The organism is Pseudophaeobacter sp. C1-32P7 (assembly GCF_041008775.1).
In the GTDB taxonomy this organism is placed as follows: Bacteria; Pseudomonadota; Alphaproteobacteria; order Rhodobacterales; family Rhodobacteraceae; genus Phycobacter; species Phycobacter gallaeciensis_A.
In genome coordinates this window covers 271,378-295,721 of sequence record NZ_JAXGFR010000005.1, presented here as the reverse complement: position 1 = coordinate 295,721, position 24,344 = coordinate 271,378, and the positions used below count along the sequence as shown (strand labels likewise).

Genomic DNA, 24,344 nt, shown 5'->3' with positions numbered 1-24,344 from the left:
GTTCATTCCTCCCATTGGTCTCATCCGATTTTTTGATGCGGGGCCCGTGAGTTGGCTCTTGCTGTTGTCCCCGCGATGGTCTGCCGTCCCCGCATCAGTGCGGGAAAGGCCAGAGTCTCAGTTTTTCTTTGGCAACGCGCCACAGCTGCGCCAGCCCGTGCGGTTCTGCGATCAGGAAGAACACGATCAGCCCCCCCACGATCACCAGCTGGAAATGCGCCACGATATCAGTCGGCCAGCCCATCACGTCGACGCCCAGAACCTTCAGCACCACCGGCAGCAGCACCAGGAAGGCCGCGCCCGCGAAGGAGCCGAAGATCGAGCCCAGACCGCCGATGATCACCATGAACAGCACCAGGAACGACTTGTTGATGCCAAAGGCCTCGCCGACCTCAACCGCGCCAAGGTAGACCGAGAAGAACAGCGCCCCGGAGATACCGATCAGGAAGCCGGAGACGGCAAAGGCTGTCAGTTTCGCCTTCAGCGGGTTCACCCCGATGATCTCGGCAGCAATGTCCATGTCGCGGATCGCCATCCAGGTCCGGCCAGTTGTGCCGCGCGTCAGGTTGCGGGCGACGATGGCGCAGAACGTCAGGAAGATCAGACAGAAGAAATAGGTCGCCCAGGCCGGTGCGTTGGGACCGGTGATCACGATGCCAAAGACATCCCGCTCTGGCGCGTTGATCTGGCCCGAGGCGGAGTAGTTGTAGAACCACGGCACACGGTTAAACAGCCAGACCAGGAAGAACTGCGCCGCCAGCGTGGCCACCGCCAGGTAAAAGCCCTTGATGCGCAAGGACGGCAGGCCAAAGGCCACACAAACCAGCGCGGTCACACCACCCGCCAAAAGAACATGCACGAACATGCTGACTTCGGGGAAGGCGGTCATGAACTTGTAGACCGCATAGGCACCCACAGCCATGAAACCGCCGGTCCCGAGGCTGACCTGACCGCAATATCCGACCAGAATGTTAAGGCCGATGGCTGCGATCGAATAGATCAGGAACGGCAGCAGGATAGCATTCGCCCAGTAGTCGTTGATGACAAAGGGGATGACCAGAAAGGCCACGGCCAGCACCGCGTAGTAACGATAGCGATCGAACTTGATCGGAAACGTCTGGCTGTCATCCTGGTAAGAGACCTTAAAGTCCCCGGCTTCACGGTAGAACATGCTTCAGATGCTCCCTTTTTCCTGCGCGCGGTTGCGGGCCGCTGCGTCCAGTTGATTTGTCTTCTTCGCGTATCCGCTGGCCTCGGCCAGGCGGGCCAGTCGCAGATAGGCGAGGATCCCTGTGAAAAGACCGACAGCAGCCAGAAGAGCGGAGATCACGACCTGGGTGTCGGAAAAATCTCCGGAGGTCAGCGCCAGATAGCCAAAGGCCCAAAATCCAGACCAGGCGATCACATTGACGATGGCAATGAGCTTTCTCATGCGTCTTTCCTCCCTCTTATGTTGCGTTCAGTCTCCTGCGGCGCGGCCCCATCCCTCCCCGAATGGAACCGGCCTTGATGTCATTGGGCTGCGTCAGACCCTTTCGATGATCTTCTCCCCAAAGAGGCCTTGCGGACGGAACACCAGGAACAGCAGCGCCAGTACGTATGCGAACCAGTTTTCAGTCGCGCCGCCGACCATCGGGCCGATAGCAAATTCAAACAGTTTCTCACCCACACCGATGATCAGGCCGCCAACAATGGCGCCCGGGATCGAGGTGAAACCGCCCAGCATCAGAACCGGCAGCGCCTTCAGCGCGATCAGCGACAGCGAGAACTGCACGCCCGACTTGGTGCCCCACATGATACCTGCGACCAGCGCCACGAACCCGGCAACCGACCAGACCAGAACCCAGATGAAGTTAAGCGAGATACCCACAGACAGCGCCGCCTGGTGATCATCCGCCACGGCGCGCATGGCGCGGCCCTGCTTGGTGTACTGGGCAAAGATCACAAGACCGGTCACCAGAAGCGCCGCCACCACGGTCGCCACGATATCAAGGTTGTCGATGAAGAAGCCGTAGCCAAAGATGTTGTAGGTGGTCTCATCAATCCACAGGTTGATGCCCTGCGGGATGCCCACATCCAGCGTCTTGATCTCGGAGCCCCACATCAGGTCAGCCACGCCTTCCAGGAAGTAGGCCAGACCGATGGTGGCCATGAACAGGATGATCGGCTCCTGCCCGACCAGATGTTTCATCACCAGAACCTGCACCAGCCAGGCCAGCAATACCATGACCGCCACGGTCAGGATCACCGCTAGGAAGGACGGAATCGTCCACCCGAAATGGGTGATATGGCCGCCGAAGACCGCGTTGATCAGATGCGCAAAGGGCACCTGACCATTCATGATCCCCACCAGGGTCATCGCCGCGAACAGCGCCATGACGCCCTGGGCGTAGTTAAAGATGCCGGATGCCTTGTAGATCAGGACAAATCCGAGCGCGACAAGCGCATAGAGCACGCCGGCCATCAGGCCGTTGAGCGTGACTTCCATCGCAAAAATCAGTTGTTCAGGCATGTTTCGCCTCCCTCAAGCCGGTCTGATGGTCAGTCATGCGCAACGCCAAGGTAGGCGTCGATCACATCCTGGTTGTTGCGGACTTCGTCCGGCGTGCCATCGCCGATCTTCTTGCCGTAATCCATAACGACCACTCGGTCGGACAGATCCATCACCACGCCCATGTCGTGTTCGATAAGGGCGATCGTGGTGCCGAATTCGTCATTCACATCAAGAATAAAGCGGGACATGTCCTCTTTTTCCTCGACGTTCATGCCAGCCATCGGTTCATCCAGCAGCAGCAGGCTCGGCTCGGCCGCAAGGGCGCGGGCCAGCTCCACCCGTTTCTTCAGACCATAGGGCAGACGCGCCACCGGGGTCTTGCGGATGTGCTGGATTTCCAGAAAGTCGATGACCTTCTCCACCGCTTCGCGGTTCTCGGTCTCTTCCTTCTCGGCCTTGCCCTTCCACAGCGCCTGGCTCAGCAGGCCGGTCTTCATGTAGTTGAGCCGTCCGGTCATCACGTTGTCCAGAACACTCATCCCTTCGAAAAGCGCGATGTTCTGGAATGTCCGGGCGATACCCTGACGCGCAACCTCGTAGGGGCGCATCTGCGGACGCGGCTTGCCCTGATAGAGAACCTGACCTTCCTGCGGGACGTAGAACCCCGAAATCACGTTCAGCATCGAGGACTTGCCCGCACCGTTGGGGCCGATGATCGCGCGGATCTCACCCTGACGGATGTCGAACGAGATATCCTTGATCGCCACCACACCGCCGAACCGCAGGGTGATGTTCTTCATTTCCATCACCACGCCGCCAATCTTGCGGCCGTCTTCGGTGACGTATCCTTCTTCCATGTCTTTCACGTGCCCAGCCCCTTTTTCTGGCTGCCTGTCTTTGTCGCGCGGATCATTCTGCGGCCACCTGCTGCGGTGTCACCGGAACCACCTTGGCATCGACGATGCTCAGCGTGGCGCTGATGGCGCCCTTGCGGCCGTCCTCATAGGTGACTTCGGTGGTGGTCGAGACCTGATCCGAGCCGTCATAAAGCGCGGTGATGATGTCGGCGAACTTGTCCTCGACGATGCGGCGGCGCACCTTGCGGGTGCGGGTCATCTCACCGTCATCCGCGTCCAGCTCCTTGTGCAGCACGACAAAGCGATGCACCTGACAGCCCGACAGCATTTCGTCGGCGGCAACGGATTTGTTCACCTCTTCCACATGCTCCCGGATGCTCTCCAGAACCTTCGGGTGGCCGGCCAGTTCCTGATAAGAGGCATAGGCGATGTTGTTGCGCTCGGCCCAGTTGCCTACGGCAGTCAGGTCGATGTTGATGAAAGCCACGCAACGATCCTTGCCATTGCCAAAGAGCACGGCCTCAAGGATGTCGGGATAGAACTTCAGTTTGTTCTCGACATATTTCGGAGCAAACATTGCACCGCTGGCCATTTTGCCAACATCCTTGGCCCGGTCGATGATGCGCAGGTGGCCCGTATCGTTTTCGATAAAGCCCGCATCGCCAGTCGCGACCCAGCCTTCAGGATCCTTGGTCGAGGCTGTGGATTCCGCGTTCTTGTAATACTCCACGAAAACGCCGGGCGAGCGGTAGAAGATCTCGCCATTGTCGTCGATGCGGATCTCCACATCCGGCGCCGGAACGCCAACCGTATCGGCCCGCACTTCGCCATCGGGCTGCACGGTGATGAAAACGGTGGCCTCGGTCTGACCATAAAGCTGTTTGAGGTTGATCCCCAGCGAGCGATAGAAATCGAAGATTTCCGGGCCGATAGCTTCACCGGCGGTATATCCCACCCGAATGCGGCCATAGCCAAGGGTATCTTTCAGCGGACCGTAGACCAGAATGTCACCCAGCTTGTACTTCAGCCGATCCATCAGCCCCACGGGCCTGCCGTCCAGGATGTCGCCGCCGACCTTCTTGGCGTGGGCCAGGAAGTGGTGGAACATCTTGCGCTTCAGCGGACCTGCATCTTCCATCCGGATCATGACGCTGGTCAGCTGACCTTCGAAAACGCGCGGCGGAGCAAAGAAATAAGTCGGACCGATTTCCCGCAGGTCCGTCATCATGGTGTCCTGGCTTTCCGGGCAGTTCACGCAGAAGCCGCACCAGTAGGCCTGACCGATCGAGAAAATGAAGTCCCCCACCCAGGCCATCGGCAGGTAGGAAAGGATGTTCTCGTTGCGGGTCAGCTTATCGAAATCAGCCGAGTTCTTGGCGCTTTCGATCACGTTGCGGTTGGACAGGACAACGCCTTTTGGCTTGCCCGTCGTCCCCGAAGTATAAAGCATCACGCAGGTGCTGTCGTAGGTCAGCTTGGCCTTGCGCGCCTTCAGATCCGGGATCCATTCGTCATAGGCGGCGCGGCCCAGCTCCTGCACGTGGCTGTACTGGTGCAAGGCATGGTGGTCGTATTTCCGCATGCCGCGCGGATCCAGATAGATAACGTGCTCCAGCTGGTGCAGCTGCTCCTGAATCTCGATCACCTTGTCGACCTGTTCCTGGTCTTCGGCGATCACATAGCGGGCGCCGCAATGATCCAGCACATAGGCCAGTTCCTCGGCGGCAGAGTCGTTGTAGACCGGCACCGGAATGGCGCCGACGGACTGCGCCGCAACCATCGACCAGTAAAGGTAGGGGCGGTTGCGCCCAATGATGGCGATGAAATCGCCTTCCTTGATGCCTAGGTTGATCAGGCCAAGCGCCAGTGCTTCGATCTCCTTGGCGATTTCCGCCCAGGTCCAGCACTGCCAGATTCCGAATTCCTTTTCCCGGTAAGCCGACTGATTAGCGAATTCCGTGGCGTTACGTTCAAGCAGCGCCGGCAGAGACAATAGTCCTGCGGCGCCCGACTGCGTCTGAGCCAATTTTATCTCCTCCCTTTCCGGCCTCCCCTGGCCGGATGATCGCTGTTCCGCGATTCTGATCCCGATTAGGACCTGTCTGATGGTAGTGCGTCAACTTTTTCCTGATGTTTTCCCAATTCTTACGAATTGTAACAGGATCACAGGATTGTGTTCCGGCCTGTTTCACATCCCCTCAACCACCGCAGATTTACCGCGACACCGAGACCCGCAAAATGCGCCACGCGCCCTCACGCCGCAGCAGACCACCTCTTTGCCGCGCCGCCGCACAGTGGTAGCCATAGCGCGGGAGAACATATGAAACAGTCAGACAAACAACGCGCCGCCATGACGACCGCCGGGCTCAACCTGATCGCTCAGGCGCTGTCGATCTACGATAGCGATCTGCGGCTGGCAGTTTGCAATCGCCGGTTCAAGGAGATGTTCGCCCTGCCGGACAGGCTGGTAACCCCCGGCGCGCGCTTTGACGAAACCATCCGGTATATCGCCGAAAGCGGCGAATACGGCCCGATCGAGGATATCGACGAATTTGTCGACTCCCGCGTCGAACAAGCGCTTGCCTTTGTTCCACATTATCTGGAACGCACCCGCGCCAACGGGCAGGTGATCTCGATCGAAGGGGCGCCACTTTCGCAGGGGGGCTGGGTGTCGGTCTATACCGATATCACCCGGACAAAACGGGTCGAACTGTTGCTGCGGGCCCGGTCCGAGGAGATGTCGGACCGTCTGATCGCCCACACCGAAGAACTGTCGGCAGCAAACCGCGAACTGGCCGCCACCAACAGCGCCCTGGAAGAGGCCAAACGCCAGCTCACCGAGATCGAGGCCCGCACCCGTCTGACGACGGAAATGATGCCGGCCCATATCGCCCACGTGGACGGCGAAGGCTATTATACCTTTACCAACCGGCGGCTCAGCTCGGTCTTTCCGGGCCGTCCCTCTGACATTCTGGGGATGCATATCTCGGATGCGCTAGGGCCATCTGCTTTTGCCCGGATCGAACCACATCTGATGGCCGCGTACAAAGGTGGCAGCCCGGTCTTTGAGTTTACCGAGGAACACGGCAGCCGCCGCATCCGCGTCGCCTTTACCCCGGACAACAGCGGCGGCGTCTTTATCCTGTCGATGGATGTGACCGAAGAAACCCAGGCCCGCGTCGCCCTGCAACAGGCCCGCCGCCGCGAAATGGCGGCGCAGATGACCTCCGGCCTTGCGCATGACTTTTCCAACCTTCTGACCATCATCCTCGGCATGCAGGGCAAACTGGCCAAGATGGATCTGCCCCCCGAAGCGGATGAGCTAATCCAGGGCACCCTTTCGGCGGCACGGCGGGGTGGGCGGCTTCTGAACCGCATCGGGGAAATGACAGGCCAGCGCACCCTGCGCCCGCAGGCCACCGACATGCATGTGCTGCTCAACGAGCTGAAGATCCTCGCCTCGCCCTCGCTGCCGCAGGGCATCGGCCTCAGCATTCTCGACAATACGCCCGACGTGATGCTGCTGCTGGATGCGGGCAAATTGCAGGACGCGCTGCTGAACCTTATTTTCAACGCCCGCGACGCCTGCGGCACCACCGGGCAGATCACCGTCAGCGTCCATGCGGTCGGGGAAACCTGGCTGGAAATCAGCGTCAGCGACACTGGTCCCGGCTTTTCCCCCGAGGCGCTGAAACAGGCGCTGAACCCGTTTTTCACCACCAAGGGCAGCGAAGGCTCGGGCCTGGGTCTGCCGACCGTTTATGACATGGCGAAATCCACAGGCGGCGACATGCGTATCGCCAATACGGTCTCGGGCGCCAGCGTCACCCTGCGCCTGCCCTACCGGCTGGCGCCGGATGCCTCGGGCGGGATCGCGCTGCTCGTCGAAGACAGCGAAAGCCTGCGCGCCACCTTTCGCGACATGCTGATCGACCTTGGCTATTCCGTGATTGAGGCCACCAGCGTAGACGAAGCCTCGGCCCTGACCGCTGACATTCCGGACATGGCGCTGGTGCTGTCCGACATCCGGCTGGAGGGTGAGGCCACCGGGATCGATCTGGTCGACCGGCTGGCCGGATCCTCCCTGCCCTGCATCCTGATGACGTCGCTGCCCCCGGGCGATGCCATGCATCGGGAGGCTTTGAAACGCGGGCCTGTTCTGCAAAAACCCTTTACCACGCAGCAGCTGTCGGCGCTGATCACACCGGAGACCCCTTCATGACCGCGCCTCTTGTCACCATTCTGGACGATGAACCCGAAATCCGCCGGATCCTGACCGAGACCCTGGAAGAGGCCGGTTTCCGCACCCAGAGTTTTTCCCGGGCGCGCGAATTCGAAGCCTCCTTGAAACGGGTGACGCCAGATGTCTGCCTCGTTGACCTGTCGCTGCCCGACACCGATGGGCTGACACTTGTGCACAGGCTGGCGCTGGAGCAGGGCGCGGCGGTGATCATCATTTCCGGTCGCGCGCAGGTGCAGGACCGGGTGACCGGGTTGGAGCTGGGCGCTGATGATTACATCACCAAACCCTTTGATCCCACCGAAGTCGTCGCCCGTATCCGCGCCCGTCTGCGCGGCGGCCCCCGCGCCCAGGTGCAAAGCGGGAATTCGGCGCAGTTCTCTGGCTGGACGGCCCATTTCGACCGCTACGTTCTGGAGGATGAAACCGGCGGCGAAACGCCCTTTTCCCATGCCGAGGGCGAAGTGCTGCGGCTGTTTCTGGACAGTCCCAAAAGGCTGATCTCCCGCGCCCAGATGCAAGAGGCGCTTGGCGGGGCAGCCGGAGACAGTTTCGACCGGGCCATGGATGTGCGTGTGTCACGCCTGCGCACCAAATTGCGCGAAGATCCCAAGAACCCCCGGCTGATCAAAACCATCTACGGCGCAGGCTATATTTTCCTCGGCAATGTGAACTGGCTCTGAGGCTGATCATCGGCTGTCGGCATCGGGCGGCAGGATGCCCGGAACAAACCAGCGGTGCAAAAGTGATCCCGGCCCGTGCGGGTTCACTATCCTTTCTCTTGCCGACCCGAATCACCGCGATTAGAATCGCCTCATGGCTACCTGTCTTCTCTATCGTGAAACATCATCCCGGCCCTCCCGGTTTTACCGGATCGAACTGGCGATGAACCTGTTTTCCGAGGTCTCTGTCCTTCGGGAATGGGGCGTCGCAGGGCGCGATGGGCAAAGCGTGATCAACATCTATGGCAACCTACGCGAGGCGTCGGTTGCCGCCGACAGCCACCGCAACCGCATGATCAAACGCGGCTATAACCGCGACGGACTGGCATCGCAGGCCACCGCCGACTGATCACGCAGCACGCTCCGGCGACCCGTAGGCCGCCGGTTTCTGCATTTAATTTCTGTTTACAGGGTCGCGGCCGCCTGGGCCAAAACTTCCAGCCCCAGCGTCAGATCGGCTTCGTCCGTGTCCTCGTCAAAGGCGTGGCTGATGCCGCCGATTGACGGTACAAAGAGCATCCCGGTTGGCATGACCCGCGCCACATTAGCGGCATCGTGCAGCGCCCCCGACGGCATGTCACGCCATTGCTGCGGCGCCAGATCTTCGGCCGCCGTGCGCAGGGCCGCCTGAATGCGGTCATCCATGGCAACGGGTTCGATGCCCATCACCGGTCCCATCTCCACCTGCACGTCGCGTTCCGCTGCGATCTCGTCACAGGTCTGGCGGATGATCTGTTCCATCTCCAACAGCCGCGCGGCCTCCGCATCACGCCACTGCATGGAGAAGGTCACCCTGCCCGGCACCACCGAAGACGCATTGGGATGCAGTGCAACATGGCCAAGGGTCCAGACGGTTGCCGGGGTGACTATCTCAGCAAAACGTTCATTCAGGCGGGTGTTAAAGGCCGAAAGCGCCTGAAAAGCATCCTGCCGCAGATGCATCGGCGTCGTGCCCGCATGGTTCTGACGACCGGTAAAGGTGATCCGCATATCCCGGATGCCAACGATATTGGTGACAACACCGATCTTTTCGCCGGTGGTGTCCAGGGTAGGCCCCTGTTCGATATGCATTTCCAGAAAGCCGGTGAACAGATCCGTCGGCACGGGTTTTTCCGTCCCTTCTTTCATCCGCTGCCGCGCGGCCCGCAGCGTCTGCCCCTCGTTATCGGTCTGCTGATCCGCATCCGCCATCGACAGCCGCCCGGTCCAGACGTCCGATCCGGTCAGAACACCGAAACGCCCCTCTTCATCCTGAAAGCTGACAACGGAAATCGGCGGCCCTCCGGCCTCTTTGCTGGCGCGGGCGATTTCCAAGCCGGCAATGACGCCCAGCGCACCATCCAGCCACCCGCCTTCGGGCTGGCTGTCGCTGTGCGAACCGATCAGCAAGGATTTCTCCCCGGCAATGCCAAAAAGATTGCCAAGCCGGTCAAACCGAACCTCAAGCCCCGCTTCCTGCATGCGGCTCGCCAGCCAGCGGCGCGCGGCGATGTCCACCGCGGTATAGGCCGGACGAACCACACCTTTCCCGACCCCGGAGGCCCCGAACGAGCGCAGCGTATGCAGATCCGCCAAGAATCTCTGGGGGTTGATCTTCATTCCGGGTTCTCCCTTGGTCACGGTCTTGTGTACGGCCCGTCAGTTCCAACGGGTGTTAACCTACATCTTCCATCATTTGCGTTATGTCCACATTTTGTTAACCTTTTCCGGAACGTCGTTCCTGCATTTTTTTCACGCGTGCCAAATCGGCACCCGGTAAATTTCACGCCATCCCTGAAACCTTCCTTCCATGTCGCGGGCTGCTCACCTAAGAGTCAGGCCAAAGATCAGAGGAACGGAAGCGATGTCTCATATCACGCTGATCCGCCACGGGCAGGCAAACACCGAGGCCCGCGACGAGCACAGCTATGACCGGCTCAGCGATCTGGGCCATCAGCAGGCGGCCTGGCTGGGTGAGCATCTGCGCGCCAGCGGCGCTAGCCATCCCCGTATCTATTGCGGCACCCTGACCCGGCACATCGAAACCGCTGCGGGCATGGGATATACCGAAGAGGTGGTGCAGGATCCCCGTCTCAACGAGATGGAGTATTTCACCCTCGCCCAGGCGATGGAGAAACAGCACGGGCTGGCCATCCCGCAGGAACGCGAAGGCTTCATTGCCCACCTGCCGCAGGTGCTGGCCGCCTGGGCAGAAGGTGAAATCGATGATGCCCCCGAAAGCTGGAGCGATTTTGAAACCCGCACACAAGCGGCTCTGTCCGAAATCGCGGCGGGAGAAGGTCCGGCATTGGTGGTGACCTCGGGCGGGCTGATCTCCATGGCGATGCGTCAGGCGATGATGCTCGAAATCACCGGCATGGCCCGGATGGCGCTCGCGATCATGAATACCTCGATGCACCGTCTTTTCCCCATTGGCGGGCACTGGTCGCCGGTACTGTTCAACGCGGTACCCCATCTGGAAACACCCGACCGCCATTTTGCACAGACCCATCTTTGACCGCGGGTTTGACCACGATTTGACCATGGGGCAGACCGCCCGCGACAGAATTGAAGGACGAAACAGATGCAGCTTTATTATGCTCCCGGCACGATCTCGATTGCAGTGGCCATCGCGCTTGAGGAAGCCGGTATCGCCTATGAGGCGGTCAAGGTGGATTTTGCCAGCGCCGAGCAGACAAAACCCGCCTATGGGCAGATCAATCCCAAGGGCCGCGTGCCTGCGCTGGCGGTCGAGGGCGGCATCCTGACCGAAACCGGCGCGCTGCTGGACTATATCGCCGATCTTGCTCCCGACGCAGGTCTGCGCCCCGACGACCCGGTTCTGAAGGCCCGCATGCGCGAGGTGATGTACTACCTTGCCTCGACCATGCACGTGAACCATGCCCACAAGATGCGCGGCAGCCGTTGGGCCAGTCAGCAATCCTCGTTTGAGGACATGACAGCGAAAGTGCCAGAAACCATGGCCGCCTCTGCCGCCTACATCAGCGAAAACGGCCTTAAAGGGCCCTTTGTGCTGGGTGATGAGATCAGTATCGCCGATTGCTATCTGTTTGTGGTGTGCAGCTGGCTCGAAGGGGACGGGGTTTCGGTTGCGGATTATCCCAAGATCCGGGATTTCATGGCGACAATGGATCAGCGCCCCTCGGTGCGCGCAGTACGCGCCAAGGGCATGCTTTGATATTTGAGTGAAGGACGACAAGAGAATGACTCATCTCTGGGTACGGGCCGAGCAGCGCCCGAATGAAGAACGGGTCGGGCTGACCCCCGAAGGCGCCAAGGCGCTGATCGATGCAGGCATCAAGGTCACGGTCGAGAAAAGCTCGGTCCGGGCGATCCCCTTGCAGGGCTATGTGGATGCGGGTTGCGATATCGCCGCCGAAAACAGCTGGCCCACGGCCCCGGCAGAGGCAATCATCTTTGGCCTGAAAGAACTGCCCGAGGACGGCACGCCTTTGCCGCACCGCCACATCATGTTCGGCCATGCCTTCAAGGGTCAGCACTCGGGCAAGGCGTTGCTGGAGCGGTTCCGCCAGGGTGGCGGCACGCTTTATGACCTGGAATATCTGGTGGACGAAAGCGGCCGACGGGTTGCGGCCTTTGGCTATTGGGCCGGCTATGCAGGCGCGGCGGTGACGTTGAAATGCTGGGCCGCCCAGCAGCGCGGCGAAATCTGTGGCCCGGTTGGTGTCTTCAAAGACAAGGATTCGCTGATTGCCGATCTGTCCTCCGAGCTGTTCGCGCTGAAAGCCCCCCGCCCCACCGCCATCGTGATTGGAGCCCTCGGGCGTGTTGGCACTGGCGCGGCGGATCTGCTAGAGACCATGGGCGTCATCGTTACCAAATGGGACATGGCGGAAACCGCCAATGGCGGCCCCTTCCCGGAAATCCTGGAGCACGATCTGTTCCTCAACTGCATCTTTGCGCGCCCCGGCACGCCTGTGTTTGTACCGCAATCTGCCCTGACCGAGCCGCGCAAGCTGACCGCCATCGGCGATGTCGCTTGCGATCCGGACAGCGATTACAACCCGGTGCCGGTCTATGACCGCGCCACCACCTGGGATGCCCCTGCCCTGCGCGTGGCCAAGGACCCGGTTCTAGACGTGATGGCCATCGACAACCTGCCCTCAATGCTGCCCGCCGAAAGCTCGGTCGATTACGCCGAGCAGCTTTTGCCCTCGCTTCTGACGCTGGGCGATCTCGGCAGCGGTGTCTGGGGCCGGGCCAAAGCAACCTTTGACGAAAACATGGGCAACTGATGGAACTGTACATCGGATATCTGGCCGGCACGATGGGCACGATCTGCTGGATCCCCCAGGCTTGGCGCGCCTGGAGCACGCGGGACACCTCGGGCTTGTCGCTGGCGGCCAACCTGATGTTTCTTCTCACCGTCTCGCTCTGGCTCATCTACGGGCTTATGGTGGGCGACATGCCTTTGATCCTGGCCAACTTCTGTGCCTTGCTGATCGTGATCAGCATCGTTCTGGCCAAACTGAAATACAAATAAGGGAGTACCACTCATGACCATCCACTGGTGCGGAACCGGCCTGTCGGCCATCCCCGGCCTGCGCCGCCTTCTGGAGGCGGGCCATGACGTTGCGGTGTGGAACCGCACCCCCGAAAAGGCGCGCGAAGCGGTGGGCGATCTGACCACCAATATTCACGCCTTTTCCATCGCCAACCTGGCCCAGATGCTGAGCCCGGAGGACGTTGTTGTCTCCATGCTGCCCGGCGACTGGCACGTGGAGCTGGCCGAACTGGCGATCTCCAAAGGCGCCCATTTCGTGTCCTCCTCCTACATTGCGCCGGAAATGCGCGCGCTGGATGACAAGGCGCGCGAAGCAGGCGTGGCCCTGGTGAACGAGGTCGGCCTTGATCCCGGCATCGACCACCTGATGGCCCACGCGCTTGTGCAGGATTACAAGGCATCGGACGCCTATGATGCCGAGAACCACATCAGCTTTATCTCTTACTGCGGTGGCATTCCGAAGACCCCGAACCCGTTCCGCTATAAATTCAGCTGGTCACCGCTCGGCGTGCTGAAGGCGCTGCGTTCACCCTCGCGGTCGGTGCGGGATTATTCCGAGCTGCGCGTGGACCGGCCATGGGATGCGATCAGCAGCTATGACGCGCCGCTGCCCATCCCGGAAAGCTTTGAGGTCTACCCGAACCGCGACTCGCTGCCCTTCAAGGCGCAATACGAGTTCGAAGAGGCCTGGCCGGTGAAGGAATTCGTGCGCGGCACCCTGCGCCTCAACGGCTGGTCCGAGGCTTGGGCCGATGTCTTCAAGGAAGTAGAGACCCTGGAAGGCGAAGCAGGCGATGCCCGCCTGAAAGAGATGTCCGACCAGTTCTGGGACGAAAATGCCTATGACGAAGGCGAAGCGGACCGGGTCGTGCTCTGCGTCAGCCTGAAGGCGGAAAAGGACGGCAAGGTCGTTTGGCACAAGACCTATGTGATGGATGCCTGGGGCGACGAGCGCGGCACCGCCATGGCGCGCCTTGTGTCCTATCCGGTCAGCTTCGCCATCGAGGCGGTGATGAACCGACAGATCCCGGTCGGCGTACACGCCGCCCCCAGCGATCCCAAGCTGATCGAGAAATGGATGGGCGAGATCGGCAAGCTGGCCCAGCATCTGGAAGTCATCGACCACGCAGGCTGAACCAAACAGCTCTGCCAACACAAAGACCCGCTCAGGCGGGTCTTTATTTTTTGTGAGGCGCCCTTCAGCGACCGATCACGTCGTCTTCGATATCCCCGACATCCACACCGATGGCCTCCAGCCCGGCCTCGATATTGTCGGCCAGATGCGGCGTTCCGATAAGGTAATCGGCGGTCGGGGTGGTGGCTTCGCTGCGAGCCGTCGCAAGCGCCTCTGACAGCTCTTCCGCCTCGAAACTGCCGCGGCCGATCCACATGATCGCGGTCAGTTCGGCCTGCTCATCGACGCTCATCCGGTCGATAAAGGCGCGCAGCTCCCCTTCGGCCCGGTCCAGTTCCCGGGCCATCATCGCCACCTGGGCGACCTTGCGGGCGGAAATCTCCAACATCGTTCGTCTCCTGCTGTTCGCGGTTCTACCGGTATCAGACAGCAGTGTCCTCTCCGGGTCTTTGATCTGGGGCAAAGCCGCCTTGCCCCCATCCGAAGATGTCGAGCCCGCTGCTGCGCCCGCGCAGATGCACCGGTGGCAGGGCAATCCAGCCGTCGCGCGCGGGCTTTGCTCCGGCGGCGTCAAACAGGGCGGCAGAGGCTATGATCCGGGCATCTTCCTGCCGTGTCAGCTGCTCCAGCCGCGCCGCTATATTCACTGTATCGCCAAACACGCTGTATTCCAAACGCTCGGCATTGCCGACCACCCCGGAAAAGACCTCGCCCCAGTGCAGGCCGATCCCCGCCTCGACAGGTCCTTCCCCCGCCTCCAGACGCAAGGCCGTCCAGCGCCGCAGTTCTTCATCCAGCGCCCCGGCGCAATCGAGCGCTCGCTGCGCCCCGTCCTCACCTTCGAACAGGATCATCGCGGCATCGCCGATGTATTTGTCGATCAAGCCGTTGCTGCACGCCGCAGCCCGCTGCACCCGGCGGCGGAATTCGGTGATATAGGCGCTGACCTCCTGCGGATCGCGCCCCTCGGACCAGCTGGTGAACCTGCGGATGTCGATGAACAGGACCGCCATCTGCTGCCGCTGCCCCTGTCGTAACTCCTCCAGCCCACCGCCCGCCAGGCGCCCGGCCAACTGGGCGGGCAGGTAGCGGGTCAGATTGGTGCGCGCCTGCGCCTCGGTGATCGAGCGGTGCAAAAGCCCACGCATCCGGTAGGCGGCCACGACAAGAACAATGCCGGCCAAGGCAATCATGGAAATGCGGATGATATTAGGGGGCAAGGACAACAGGAACAGTGCCCGCTCCGCTGCCTGCACCGGCACCTGTTCGGGCTGCCAGAAGACCATCAGGGACAGACCCGTGACGATCAGAAGCACCGTATAAGCTTGCAGATACGGGTTGAACCGCAGAACCGCAAAGGCCAGCACCCCCGGCACCAGCCAGATCGGCGGCAGCAGGAAGGTCACGCCCCCCGGCAGGGATGTATTCTCAAGCCCCACCCAGGCATTCACCAGAAGGAAGGCGCAGTCCAAGGTCACGCCGGTCCAGATCATCCAGCCGCGAAACATCCCCCGGCGCGCGCGCCAAAGGGTGAACAGTCCCAGCAGCAGGTAGGAAAACATGGTTGCCAGTGCAAAGAGCCATTGCCGGCGCAGGTAGCTTTCCACCGTTTCAACATTGTCCCAGACGGTGAGAAAGAAGATCAGCAACAGCCCCAGCGACACCCCGATCCGCAGAACTGAGACGACGCGCTCGGCCTCCACCTCAGCCTGTCGCCACAACTCCCGGTCCGCTGCGCTGCCCCTCATCTCTCTGGATGCTCCAGCGGGACCACGGTCCCGGTTGGATCCGCCCCCTGGTCGATCTCTTCAAAGTCGAAGTTGTCGAGACGCTGCGCCCGGCGCCCGGCCTTATCGGCGCTGATCTTGATCTCGGCGACGTCCTTGGCCGCTTGCGCAAAATGCCGGTCCAAATTGCCGACGCGCTCTCCCAGCCGTTCCACATCGCGGTGCAAGAGGCCCAGCTCACTGCGGATGGCCCCCGCCTGTTCGCGCATGCGAGCGTCCTTTAGGATCGCGCGCATGGTGTTCAGCGTCGCCATGCAGGTGGTGGGCGAGACGATCCAGACCTTCGCCGCAAACCCTTCGCGCACCACGCCGGTGAAATTGGCGTGCAGCTCGGCATAGACCGCTTCGGAAGGCAGGAACAGGATCGCACCATCGGCGGTTTCGCCCTCAATGATGTACTTCTCGGATATCGCCCGGATATGCGCCCGCAAGGCCGTTTTCATCTGCCGCGCCGCATAGGCCAGCTCGTCCTGGGTTTCGGCCCGGCGCAGTGCCTCATAGGGTTCGAGCGGGAATTTGCTGTCGATCACGATCGGCCCCGGCGGATTCGGCAGATGCACCAGGCAATCGGCACGCTTGCCGTTGCTGAGCGTCGCCTGCAGCGTATAGGCATCCGCAGGCAGTGCCTTTGAGACGATGTCGTTCAGCTGGATCTCCCCAAAGGCGCCCCGGGTCTGCTTGTTCGACAGAATATCCTGAAGGCTCAGCACATCGCCCGACAGTTTGGTGATATTGTCCTGCGCCTTGTCGATGGTCGCCAGCCGCTCCTGCAGCTGCGTCAGAGAGGTCACCGTGCGCTTGGCGCTGCCGTGCAGGCTTTCCTGCATGCGTTCCTGCATCTCGGCCATAGCGCGGGACTGACGCAGGGCATTGTCGGCCAGCCTATCGTTCATATGCTGCTGCACATCCGTCAGCCGTGCCTCCACCGTCTGCACCATCTGCACCTGCGCGTTGGCCTGCATGTCCGACACATGCTGCAAACCGCCGCGCAGCTGCTGCACGGACTGCCCCAGATATTCCATCTGCTGCGCAATCGGCGCCACCGCCGAGGCCGCGCGGGCCGAGGCGCGCATGGAGAGGAACAGCAACAGGATCAGCAGCGCCGCAAAGCCGCCCGCCATCAGGGCCAGCGGCCCTACCTGATCCATGGCTGCTATGGCCTCCTCCATGCTGTCCATCACGTGCGTCCGAACAGACGTTCGATATCGGCCAGTTTCAGCTCCACATAGGTGGGGCGGCCATGGTTGCATTGGCCAGAATGAGGCGTCGCCTCCATTTCCCGCAGCAGCGCATTCATCTCTTCGCCGCGCATGCGCCGCCCGGATCGGATCGAACCATGGCAGGCCACCCGGCTTAGGACCGCCTCCAGCCTTGCCTGAACCAGCTGGCTTTCGCCCTGATCGTCCAGCTCGTCCAGGATGTCCTTCACCATGGCCTCGGCGTTGACCTCGCCGAGGATCGCGGGGGTTTCCCGCACCGCCACGGCATTGCCGCCAAAGGCCTCGATGCCAAGACCGAATTTACCCAGCTCATCCGCCACCGCCAGCAAGCGGGCGCAGTCATTGTCGGAGAGTTCGACGATTTCCGGGATCAGCAGCGCCTGCGCCGCGACGCCGTTTTCACCCATCTGCCGCTTCAGCTTTTCATAGACAAGCCGCTCGTGCGCGGCGTGCTGATCGACGATCACCATGCCATCAGCGGTCTGGGCGATGATGTAGTTTTCATGCACCTGACCGCGCGCTGCGCCCAGTGGCAGGGCCTCGGCCAGCACCTCCTGCACGCCCGGTTCCGCGGGCTGCACGGGTTCTTCGATGGTCTGGCCGCTGAAGGCGCTGCGCATCTCGGCAAAGCCTTCGCTCTGCGGCGGCGGAGAGGGTTGATAAGGCGGCACCGGCACGTAATCCGGCCGCTGCGCGCTATAGGCCGCCGTGCGGGCGCCCATCGACGGGCGGTCCATCTGGTAGACATGTGGCGCCGACTGCGAGGTGGCCTGTTCGGGGCGCATGGCGCCCAGCGTCGCCCCAGCCACGGTGGTGGAGGCGCGATGCCCGGCCTCGGCCAGTGCGTGCCGCAGGGCCGAGACGATCAGCCCTCGGGCAAGCCCGGGATCGCGGAAGCGGACCTCAGATTTGGCGGGGTGCACGTTCACATCGACCAGGGTCGGATCACAATCGATGAACAGCGCCGCCACCGGATGGCGGTCCCGGCTGAGGAAATCGAAATAGGCCGCACGCAGGGCGCCGGTCAGCATCTTGTCCTTCACCGGACGCGTGTTCACAAAGAGGAACTGCGCCACCGCCGCGCCGCGGGAATAAGTCGGCAGCGCCGCGTAGCCATAAAGCCGCAAACCTTCGCGGGTGGCGTCGATCTTCAGCGCGTTTTCCGCGAACTCCCGCCCCAGCACCGAGCCAAGCCGCCCGTGCAGCGCATCGAACAGATCGCCAGACAGGGGATCGGCGCGGAAGGTGACGCGTCCCTCGCCGCCACCGGACACATCCCGCAGGGTGAAGCCAACAGAGGGTTCGGCCATGGCGAGGCGCTTGATCACATCGCCGATCGCCTGCGCCTCGGCCCGGTCTGTGCGCATGAATTTCAGCCGCGCCGGGGTCGCGTAGAACAGATCGCGCAGCTCGACCACTGTACCCGCGCGCAGGGCGGCGGGTTTCACCGGCTCCATGCCACCGCCAGCAACGCGGATCTGCGCCGCATCATTGCCTGCGGCGCGGCTGGTGATCGTGAGGCGTCCTACGGCGCCAAGGCTGGGCAGTGCCTCGCCCCGGAAGCCGAAGGTATGAATGTTGAGCAGGTCCGATCCGTCGATCTTCGAGGTCGCGTGACGCGACAGGGCCAGCGGCAGATCCTCGGGCGTCATGCCGCAGCCATCATCGGTGACCCGGATCAGGGTCTTGCCGCCATCGGCAATCTCCACCGTGATCCGCGTGGCGCCTGCGTCGATGGCGTTCTCCACCAGTTCCTTCACGGCCGAAGCGGGGCGTTCAATCACCTCACCCGCCGCGATCCGGTTGATGGCGCTGTCCTCCAGCTGCCGGATGACGGGGCGGGAATTGTCGCGGATTTGGGGGTCTGGGCTGCTCATACCGCAAAATTTAGCATGGAGCCCTTCGATTCTGCCACCCGCAAAGCGCGCGAGGCAGCGGCGGATTACCCTCCGGCAGGCGCCCCCGCGCGGCGGCGACAAGGGCCGAACCGGGCCGTCACCGCCAGGATCATGCCCGAGACGGCAGCGATCATGCCCGCCGCGCTGACCGCATCCGTACCGCCCAGCCACAGCGGCCCATAGCCCGCCAGAACATAGCCAAGCACCGCCGACAGCACCGCAAAGACGACGCTCCAGCCGACCTGCGCCTCCAGCCGATTGGTCATCATCCGCGCGGCCGCGGGCGGGCAGATGAACATGGCGATGACGATGATCGAGCCCACCGCATCAAAGGCGGCGACCGCCGCCACCGCAGCGGTGACCACCAGCGCCAGTCCCAGCAGATTGGTGCGGATTCCCAGCGTGCGGGCGAAGCCTTCGTCGAAGGTTGAGATTTTCAGCGCCCGCCAGAACAGCGCGATGAAGGCCACCACGCCCAGCAGTGTCAGCCCCATGCGCGGCAGCTCCGGTGGCAGATAGCGCAGCGCCTCGGCATCCCAGAGAGAGGACCAGCCGGTAGCATCCAGCCAGATCAGACTTTCGAGGTTGCCATAAAGCGCATGTTCCACGTCCAGATGCACGGTGGAGGTATCGGTCTGTTCCAGCAGCAGCACACCGGCGGCAAACATAGTGGTGAAGATCACCCCCATGGCCGCGCCCGGCTCAATCCGGCCCAGACGGCGCACCGCCTCGATCAGGATGACAGCGGTGACGGCTGCACCCGCCGCGCCCAGCAGCATCGGCCCGGCCGCAATCGCTCCGGTCAGCAGGAAGGCCACCACGATGCCCGGCAACACCACATGGCTGATGGCATCCCCGATCAGGGCCTGTCGGCGCAGCAGCAGGAAATTGCCCGGCAGCGCGCAGGCCACGGCGGCAAATGTACCGATCAGCAGCGGCGTCAGCGAAAGGGGAACGAATTCAGAGCCCATCATCCTGCGGGAACCTCCTGCGGGCCGCCGATGCGGCGGTCGATTTCGCTGATCTGATCGCGGGTCAGCACGGTTTCAATCTCGCGAAGCCCGTCATAGAGCGCGGCGGCGGCCTCATGCGCCAGATCGCTGCGCACCAGTTCCCAGCGTTTTTCGTCGCGCAAGGCCTTGGCGGCGCGGGCGCGCCCCTTGTCGGTGGCCACTCCGTCAGCGCGCACCAGCCCGGCACGGCGCAACAGGCGCAGGGTCAGCGGTTCGTAGATCGGTTGCCCCTGTGCCAGCGCCAGCAATCCCTGCCGCAGATGCACCCGGCGCTGGAACCGCTGGTGGCGCAGCACCGCCGCCAGAACCCCACGCCCAGGTGCGAAGAGTAGCGACAGGGCGAAGAGCACAAAACTGACCAGCACGATGATCGGCCCGGTCGGCAGGTTGGGCGCCGAGGCGGAAATCGCCGCGCCGACATAGGCAGAGGCACCGCCCGCCAGCCCCGCGTAGACCACGACACGATCCGAACGCTCAGTCCAGAAACGGGCGGTGACGGCGGGGATGATCAGCAGGGCGACGATCAGGATCAGGCCGACGATCTTTAGCCCCACCACGGTTACAGCCATGACGAGCCCCATCATCAAAAGGTCGATGCGGTGCACCGGCAGGCCGCGCGCAGCGGCATATTCGGGGTCAAAGGCCACCATCATCATCGGTCGCCGCGTCAGGAGGATCACCAAGAGGGCCGCTGCACTGCCTGCGGCGATGATCATAGCATCGCTGAACAGCATGCCGGCGGTCGATCCCAGAAGGAAGCCCTCAAGCCCCGCCTGCCGTCCCACGCCCAGCGTCTGGATCACCGTCAACAGCACGATCCCCAACCCGAAGAATACAGACAGGACTGCGCCGATGGCTGCATCCTCGGCCAGACGGGTGTTGCGGGTCAGCCAGTTCATGCACCAGAGGCCCAGCGCCGCCGACAGGGCAGACCCGAGCAGCAGCCCGGCCAGGTTGCGGCCGTCACCGCCCAGGAACACCATCACCAAAAAGGCAATGGCAACACCAGGCAGGGTTGCATGGCTGACCGCATCGCAGACCAGCGCCCGTTTGCGCAGGAACAGGAAGGTGCCGGTAATCCCAGCGGCGGCGCCCAAAAGGGCCGCCCCAAGGGAGACCAGCGTGGCGTTGTAGCCCAGTTGCAAGAAAAGCGCGTCCATCAACATGGGATCAGACCTTTGCCGCCGCCAGCTGATCGATCTGCGCCGTCGCGAGGCGCCCGCCATAGGCGGCTTGCAGGGTCTCTGCCGTGAAAGCCTCGGCGACCGGACCTTCGGCGACCTTGCGGGTGTTGATCAGGAAAACATTGTCGAAATATTCCGCGACGGTGGCCAGATCGTGGTGCACGACCACAACCGTCTTACCTGCCGCGCGCAGGGATTTCAGGACGGTGATGATGGCCTTTTCTGTCGCCGCATCGACCCCGGCAAAGGGTTCGTCCAGCAGGTACAGGTCCGCATCCTGCGCCAGTGCGCGGGCCAGGAACACCCGCTGCTGCTGGCCACCCGAAAGCTGGCCGATCTGGCGGTCGGCGAAATCGCCCATGCCGACCCGATCCAGACAATCGCGCGCCACGGTCCGGTGATGACCCCGGATCCGGCTCAGCAGCCCCAGTTCTCGATAGAGCCCCATCATTACTACGTCGATGACACGGGTCGGGAAGTCCCAGTCGATGCTGGCGCGCTGCGGCACATAGGCGATGCGGGCGCGCATTGCCTCCAATGGGCGGCCAAAGACCTGCACCCGGCCGGACACCGGCGGCACGATCCCAAGTGCGGATTTCAAAAGGGTCGATTTTCCCGCCCCGTTGGGTCCGATGATGGCCGTCATCTTGCCCGGCTCGACCGTCATGTCGACACTGAAGACAGCGGGTTTCTCTCCGTAGGTAACGGTGAGGCCGCGAATGGCCAGCGGGCTGTTTTCCGGGGATGTCGATACGATGTCTGCCTCGGTATCGCGCACCAGTTCAACTGTCTGTGTCATGATCAAAGCCCCGCCGACAGTTTGCCATCCATGCCGCGCTCTGGCACATCTGCGCCCAGCGCCCCGGCGATGGTGGTCACGTTGTGGTCCAGCATGCCTAGATAGGTGCCCTCATAGCTGCCATCGGCGCCCATCGCGTCCGAGAACAGCTCACCACCGATCTGTACCTCGTGGCCCTGCGCCGCCGCACCTTCGATCAGGGCGCGCATGGAACGGTCCGAGACCGAACTTTCGACAAAGACCGCCGAGATCTGACGATCAACCAGCAGATCGACCAGTTCACCGATCCGATTCAGACCCGCTTCGGATTGGGTCGAGATGCCTTGAATGCCCAGCACCTCGAAGCCGAAATCGCGGCCAAAATAGCCAAAGGCATCATGCGCAGTGACCAGCACCCGGTTGTTTTCCGGCACGGTTTCCAGCGTTTTGCTCGCGTAGGCGATCAACCGGCCCAGATCCGCCAGATGTGCCTGAGCATTGGCCGCAAAGGTTTGCGCCTCGGCCGGGCGGGCTTCGCTCAGCACCGCGGCGATATCCATCACCACCCGTTTCCACAGGTTCGGCGTCATCCAGACATGCGGGTCGAACTTGTTCTCGTAATCGTCATGGGCGCGCAAGAGATCCTTTGGCAGACCTTCGGCCACCGCGACCACATTCCGCTTGCGGGACAGATCGTGCAGGAAGCTTTCCATCTGCGCCTCAAGGTAGAGACCGTGATACAGCACCAGATCCGCCCGGGTCATCGCGACGATATCCGACCGGGTCTGCCGGTAGGCGTGGGGATCGACCCCCGGCCCCATCAGGGCGCGCACCTCAACCGCATCACCGCCGACCTGACGCGCGGCATCCGCGATCATGCCCGTGGTGGCTACGATCTTCAGCGGTGCCTCGGCCACGGCGCGACCCGCCGCAAAGGCCAGTGTCAGCGGCAGTACCAGCAATAGCGCAAGCCGCATCAGGCCATTGAGCGAAACTCTCATCCTCGTTCTCCTTCATGCCGGTTTTCAGGCCGGTGTTGAAGGCAATATGAGAACGATTCTCAAAACTGTCAATGTAAATGCGAATTATTCTCAACAAAGGGAGCCGGTTTTTCCAAATGGTCAATTTACTGCACGGAAAGCAGGCGGTTTGCTTGCCAAGATGCCGCACCCGTGCGACTTTCGCGCAGAACTTTGGTGAGGATCCCCGCAATGGAAAGCCACATCTCCGCGCAAAGCACTCGGGCCAATGCCGCGGGCGACGCGCAGCTGCCGCAGGTCGGTGAGCCGCGCAATCCCGGCATGGAGCTGGATCTGGACTGGGCGCTTGGCCTGCAGGCCAATACTTCGGCGATTGAGCGGCGCTGTGCGACGCTGCCGGGACGGCGCAGCGTCAAGAAAGAGTATCAGGCCGCCTGGCTGCTGAAGGCGATCACCTGCATCGACCTGACCACGCTTTCCGGCGATGATACCGCGGGGCGGGTGCGCCGCCTGTGCGCCAAGGCGCGCCAGCCAGTGCGCGCGGACATTCTACAGGCGCTTGGCACCCCGGATATCACCACCGGCGCCGTTTGCGTCTACCACGACATGATCACCCCGGCGGTTGCCGCGCTCAAGGGCACCAGCATTCCGGTCGCAGCGGTCTCCACCGGGTTTCCGGCGGGCCTCTCTCCCTTCCACCTACGCGTTGCCGAGATCGAGGAAAGCGTCAAGGCAGGCGCCCATGAGATCGATATCGTGATCTCGCGCCGCCACGTTCTGAGTGGCAACTGGCAGGCGCTCTATGATGAGATGAAAGCCTTCCGTGCCGCTTGTGGCGATGCCCATGTGAAGGCGATCCTTGCCACCGGAGAGCTGGGATCCTTACGCAACGTGGCGCGCGCCTCGATGATCTGCATGATGGCGGGGGCCGATTTCATCAAGACCTCTACCGGCAAGGAAAGCGTCAATGCCACCCTGCCCGTCAGCCTTGTGATGATCCGCGCCATCCGCGACTATCACGAACGCACCGGCTATCGCGTCGGCTATAAACCCGCCGGCGGCATTTCCAAGGCCAAGGATGCGCTGGTCTACCTGTCGCTGATCAAGGAGGAGTTGGGTGACCGCTGGCTGCAGCCCGACCTGTTCCGCTTTGGCGCCTCTTCCCTGCTGGGCGATATCGAACGCCAGCTCGAACACCATGTCACCGGCGCCTATTCCGCGGGCTACCGCCACGCGATGGCCTGAGAGGAGCAGCAGTATGCTTGAACTTCGCCCAAACTGTGAATGCTGTGATCGCGATCTTCCGCCAGCAAGCCCGGACGCACGGATCTGCACCTTCGAATGTACCTTCTGCGCCGATTGCACCGATGAGATCCTTGGCGGGATCTGCCCGAATTGCGGTGGAAATCTGGTTGCACGCCCAATAAGGCCAGCGGGAGCACTTCTTCGCCATCCCCCGTCATCACAGCGCGTCCTCAAGACGAATGGCTGCCCGTCTGAGGCACGTTGAA

24 protein-coding genes are annotated in these 24,344 nt (G+C 62.2%); 10 read left to right on the top strand and 14 right to left on the bottom strand.

What is annotated here, in order from left to right; genetic code table 11:
- Positions 1-94: 94 nt before the first annotated feature.
- The 5 genes from SM763_RS09955 to SM763_RS09935 all read right to left on the bottom strand — a co-directional run bounded on the left by SM763_RS09955 (position 95) and on the right by SM763_RS09935 (position 5,377).
- On the bottom strand, positions 95-1,171 hold the full coding sequence (locus SM763_RS09955) for a branched-chain amino acid ABC transporter permease (RefSeq protein WP_065271782.1): 1,077 nt from the start codon (positions 1,169-1,171) through the stop codon (positions 95-97).
- A gap of 3 nt (positions 1,172-1,174) precedes the next feature.
- Positions 1,175-1,432: a hypothetical protein gene (locus SM763_RS09950; RefSeq protein WP_065271783.1), complete on the bottom strand. Its 258-nt coding sequence runs from the start codon at positions 1,430-1,432 to the stop codon at positions 1,175-1,177.
- A 93-nt stretch (positions 1,433-1,525) separates the two neighbouring features.
- Positions 1,526-2,512: a branched-chain amino acid ABC transporter permease gene (locus SM763_RS09945; RefSeq protein WP_065271784.1), complete on the bottom strand. Its 987-nt coding sequence runs from the start codon at positions 2,510-2,512 to the stop codon at positions 1,526-1,528.
- Between the two features lie 29 nt (positions 2,513-2,541).
- Positions 2,542-3,351 carry an ABC transporter ATP-binding protein gene (locus SM763_RS09940; RefSeq protein WP_116560346.1) on the bottom strand — a complete coding sequence of 270 codons (810 nt, stop codon included), beginning with the start codon at positions 3,349-3,351 and terminating at the stop codon, positions 2,542-2,544.
- A 52-nt stretch (positions 3,352-3,403) separates the two neighbouring features.
- Complete coding sequence (locus tag SM763_RS09935) at positions 3,404-5,377, bottom strand: AMP-binding protein (RefSeq protein ID WP_368998405.1); 1,974 nt, start codon at positions 5,375-5,377, stop codon at positions 3,404-3,406.
- A gap of 294 nt (positions 5,378-5,671) precedes the next feature.
- Between SM763_RS09935 and SM763_RS09930 the strand changes: the two genes are divergently transcribed.
- The 3 genes from SM763_RS09930 to SM763_RS09920 all read left to right on the top strand — a co-directional run bounded on the left by SM763_RS09930 (position 5,672) and on the right by SM763_RS09920 (position 8,662).
- Positions 5,672-7,573 carry a hybrid sensor histidine kinase/response regulator gene (locus tag SM763_RS09930; RefSeq protein ID WP_274833040.1) on the top strand — a complete coding sequence of 634 codons (1,902 nt, stop codon included), beginning with the start codon at positions 5,672-5,674 and terminating at the stop codon, positions 7,571-7,573.
- Positions 7,570-8,274, top strand: coding sequence for a response regulator transcription factor (locus SM763_RS09925; RefSeq protein ID WP_368998404.1), 705 nt, complete (start codon positions 7,570-7,572; stop codon positions 8,272-8,274). The genes SM763_RS09930 and SM763_RS09925 overlap by 4 nt, the downstream gene beginning before the upstream one ends.
- A 133-nt stretch (positions 8,275-8,407) precedes the next feature.
- Positions 8,408-8,662: a WGR domain-containing protein gene (locus tag SM763_RS09920; RefSeq protein ID WP_065271789.1), complete on the top strand. Its 255-nt coding sequence runs from the start codon at positions 8,408-8,410 to the stop codon at positions 8,660-8,662.
- Positions 8,663-8,718: 56 nt separating this feature from the next.
- Here the strand turns inward: SM763_RS09920 and SM763_RS09915 are convergent, their stop codons facing one another.
- Positions 8,719-9,912 carry a hydantoinase/carbamoylase family amidase gene (locus SM763_RS09915; protein ID WP_368998403.1) on the bottom strand — a complete coding sequence of 398 codons (1,194 nt, stop codon included), beginning with the start codon at positions 9,910-9,912 and terminating at the stop codon, positions 8,719-8,721.
- A 244-nt stretch (positions 9,913-10,156) separates the two neighbouring features.
- On the opposite strand from SM763_RS09915, the gene SM763_RS09910 reads away from it, so the two are divergent.
- The 5 genes from SM763_RS09910 to SM763_RS09890 all read left to right on the top strand — a co-directional run bounded on the left by SM763_RS09910 (position 10,157) and on the right by SM763_RS09890 (position 13,973).
- Positions 10,157-10,810: a histidine phosphatase family protein gene (locus SM763_RS09910; RefSeq protein ID WP_065271790.1), complete on the top strand. Its 654-nt coding sequence runs from the start codon at positions 10,157-10,159 to the stop codon at positions 10,808-10,810.
- 66 nt (positions 10,811-10,876) lie between these two features.
- Positions 10,877-11,491: a glutathione S-transferase family protein gene (locus tag SM763_RS09905; protein ID WP_368998402.1), complete on the top strand. Its 615-nt coding sequence runs from the start codon at positions 10,877-10,879 to the stop codon at positions 11,489-11,491.
- 25 nt (positions 11,492-11,516) lie between these two features.
- On the top strand, positions 11,517-12,569 hold the full coding sequence (locus SM763_RS09900) for a saccharopine dehydrogenase (RefSeq protein ID WP_065271792.1): 1,053 nt from the start codon (positions 11,517-11,519) through the stop codon (positions 12,567-12,569).
- Positions 12,569-12,817 (top strand): SemiSWEET family sugar transporter, encoded by a 249-nt coding sequence (locus tag SM763_RS09895; RefSeq protein ID WP_065271793.1) that lies wholly within the window; start codon positions 12,569-12,571, stop codon positions 12,815-12,817. Before SM763_RS09900 ends, SM763_RS09895 begins: the two co-directional genes overlap by 1 nt.
- 13 nt (positions 12,818-12,830) lie before the next feature.
- On the top strand, positions 12,831-13,973 hold the full coding sequence (locus tag SM763_RS09890; RefSeq protein ID WP_368998401.1) for a saccharopine dehydrogenase family protein: 1,143 nt from the start codon (positions 12,831-12,833) through the stop codon (positions 13,971-13,973).
- A gap of 64 nt (positions 13,974-14,037) precedes the next feature.
- On the opposite strand, the gene SM763_RS09885 is transcribed toward SM763_RS09890, so the two are convergent.
- The 8 genes from SM763_RS09885 to SM763_RS09850 form a co-directional block, all read right to left on the bottom strand.
- Complete coding sequence (locus SM763_RS09885; protein ID WP_065271795.1) at positions 14,038-14,361, bottom strand: DUF3775 domain-containing protein; 324 nt, start codon at positions 14,359-14,361, stop codon at positions 14,038-14,040.
- 34 nt (positions 14,362-14,395) lie between these two features.
- Entirely contained in the window at positions 14,396-15,721 is a 1,326-nt protein-coding gene (locus SM763_RS09880) for an adenylate/guanylate cyclase domain-containing protein (RefSeq protein ID WP_368998400.1), read from the bottom strand.
- The gene (locus SM763_RS09875; RefSeq protein ID WP_368998399.1) at positions 15,718-16,938 is read right to left on the bottom strand and encodes a DNA recombination protein RmuC; all 1,221 of its coding nucleotides are present in this window, start codon (positions 16,936-16,938) and stop codon (positions 15,718-15,720) included. Before SM763_RS09875 ends, SM763_RS09880 begins: the two co-directional genes overlap by 4 nt.
- Entirely contained in the window at positions 16,938-18,857 is a 1,920-nt protein-coding gene (gene mutL / locus SM763_RS09870; RefSeq protein WP_368998398.1) for a DNA mismatch repair endonuclease MutL, read from the bottom strand. Before mutL ends, SM763_RS09875 begins: the two co-directional genes overlap by 1 nt.
- Before the next feature lie 65 nt (positions 18,858-18,922).
- Entirely contained in the window at positions 18,923-19,852 is a 930-nt protein-coding gene (locus tag SM763_RS09865; RefSeq protein ID WP_274829836.1) for a metal ABC transporter permease, read from the bottom strand.
- Positions 19,849-21,057, bottom strand: a complete 1,209-nt coding sequence (locus SM763_RS09860; RefSeq protein WP_368998397.1) for a metal ABC transporter permease — start codon at positions 21,055-21,057, stop codon at positions 19,849-19,851. Before SM763_RS09860 ends, SM763_RS09865 begins: the two co-directional genes overlap by 4 nt.
- Before the next feature lie 4 nt (positions 21,058-21,061).
- Positions 21,062-21,874 (bottom strand): metal ABC transporter ATP-binding protein, encoded by an 813-nt coding sequence (locus tag SM763_RS09855; RefSeq protein ID WP_368998396.1) that lies wholly within the window; start codon positions 21,872-21,874, stop codon positions 21,062-21,064.
- Between the two features lie 2 nt (positions 21,875-21,876).
- On the bottom strand, positions 21,877-22,854 hold the full coding sequence (locus SM763_RS09850) for a metal ABC transporter solute-binding protein, Zn/Mn family (protein WP_490363279.1): 978 nt from the start codon (positions 22,852-22,854) through the stop codon (positions 21,877-21,879).
- Between the two features lie 210 nt (positions 22,855-23,064).
- Between SM763_RS09850 and deoC the strand changes: the two genes are divergently transcribed.
- Both deoC and SM763_RS09840 read left to right on the top strand, forming a co-directional pair.
- Entirely contained in the window at positions 23,065-24,078 is a 1,014-nt protein-coding gene (deoC, locus tag SM763_RS09845; RefSeq protein WP_368998395.1) for a deoxyribose-phosphate aldolase, read from the top strand.
- On the top strand, positions 24,032-24,343 hold the full coding sequence (locus SM763_RS09840) for a DUF1272 domain-containing protein (protein WP_368998394.1): 312 nt from the start codon (positions 24,032-24,034) through the stop codon (positions 24,341-24,343). The genes deoC and SM763_RS09840 overlap by 47 nt, the downstream gene beginning before the upstream one ends.
- The last annotated feature ends 1 nt before the right edge of the window (position 24,344 follow it).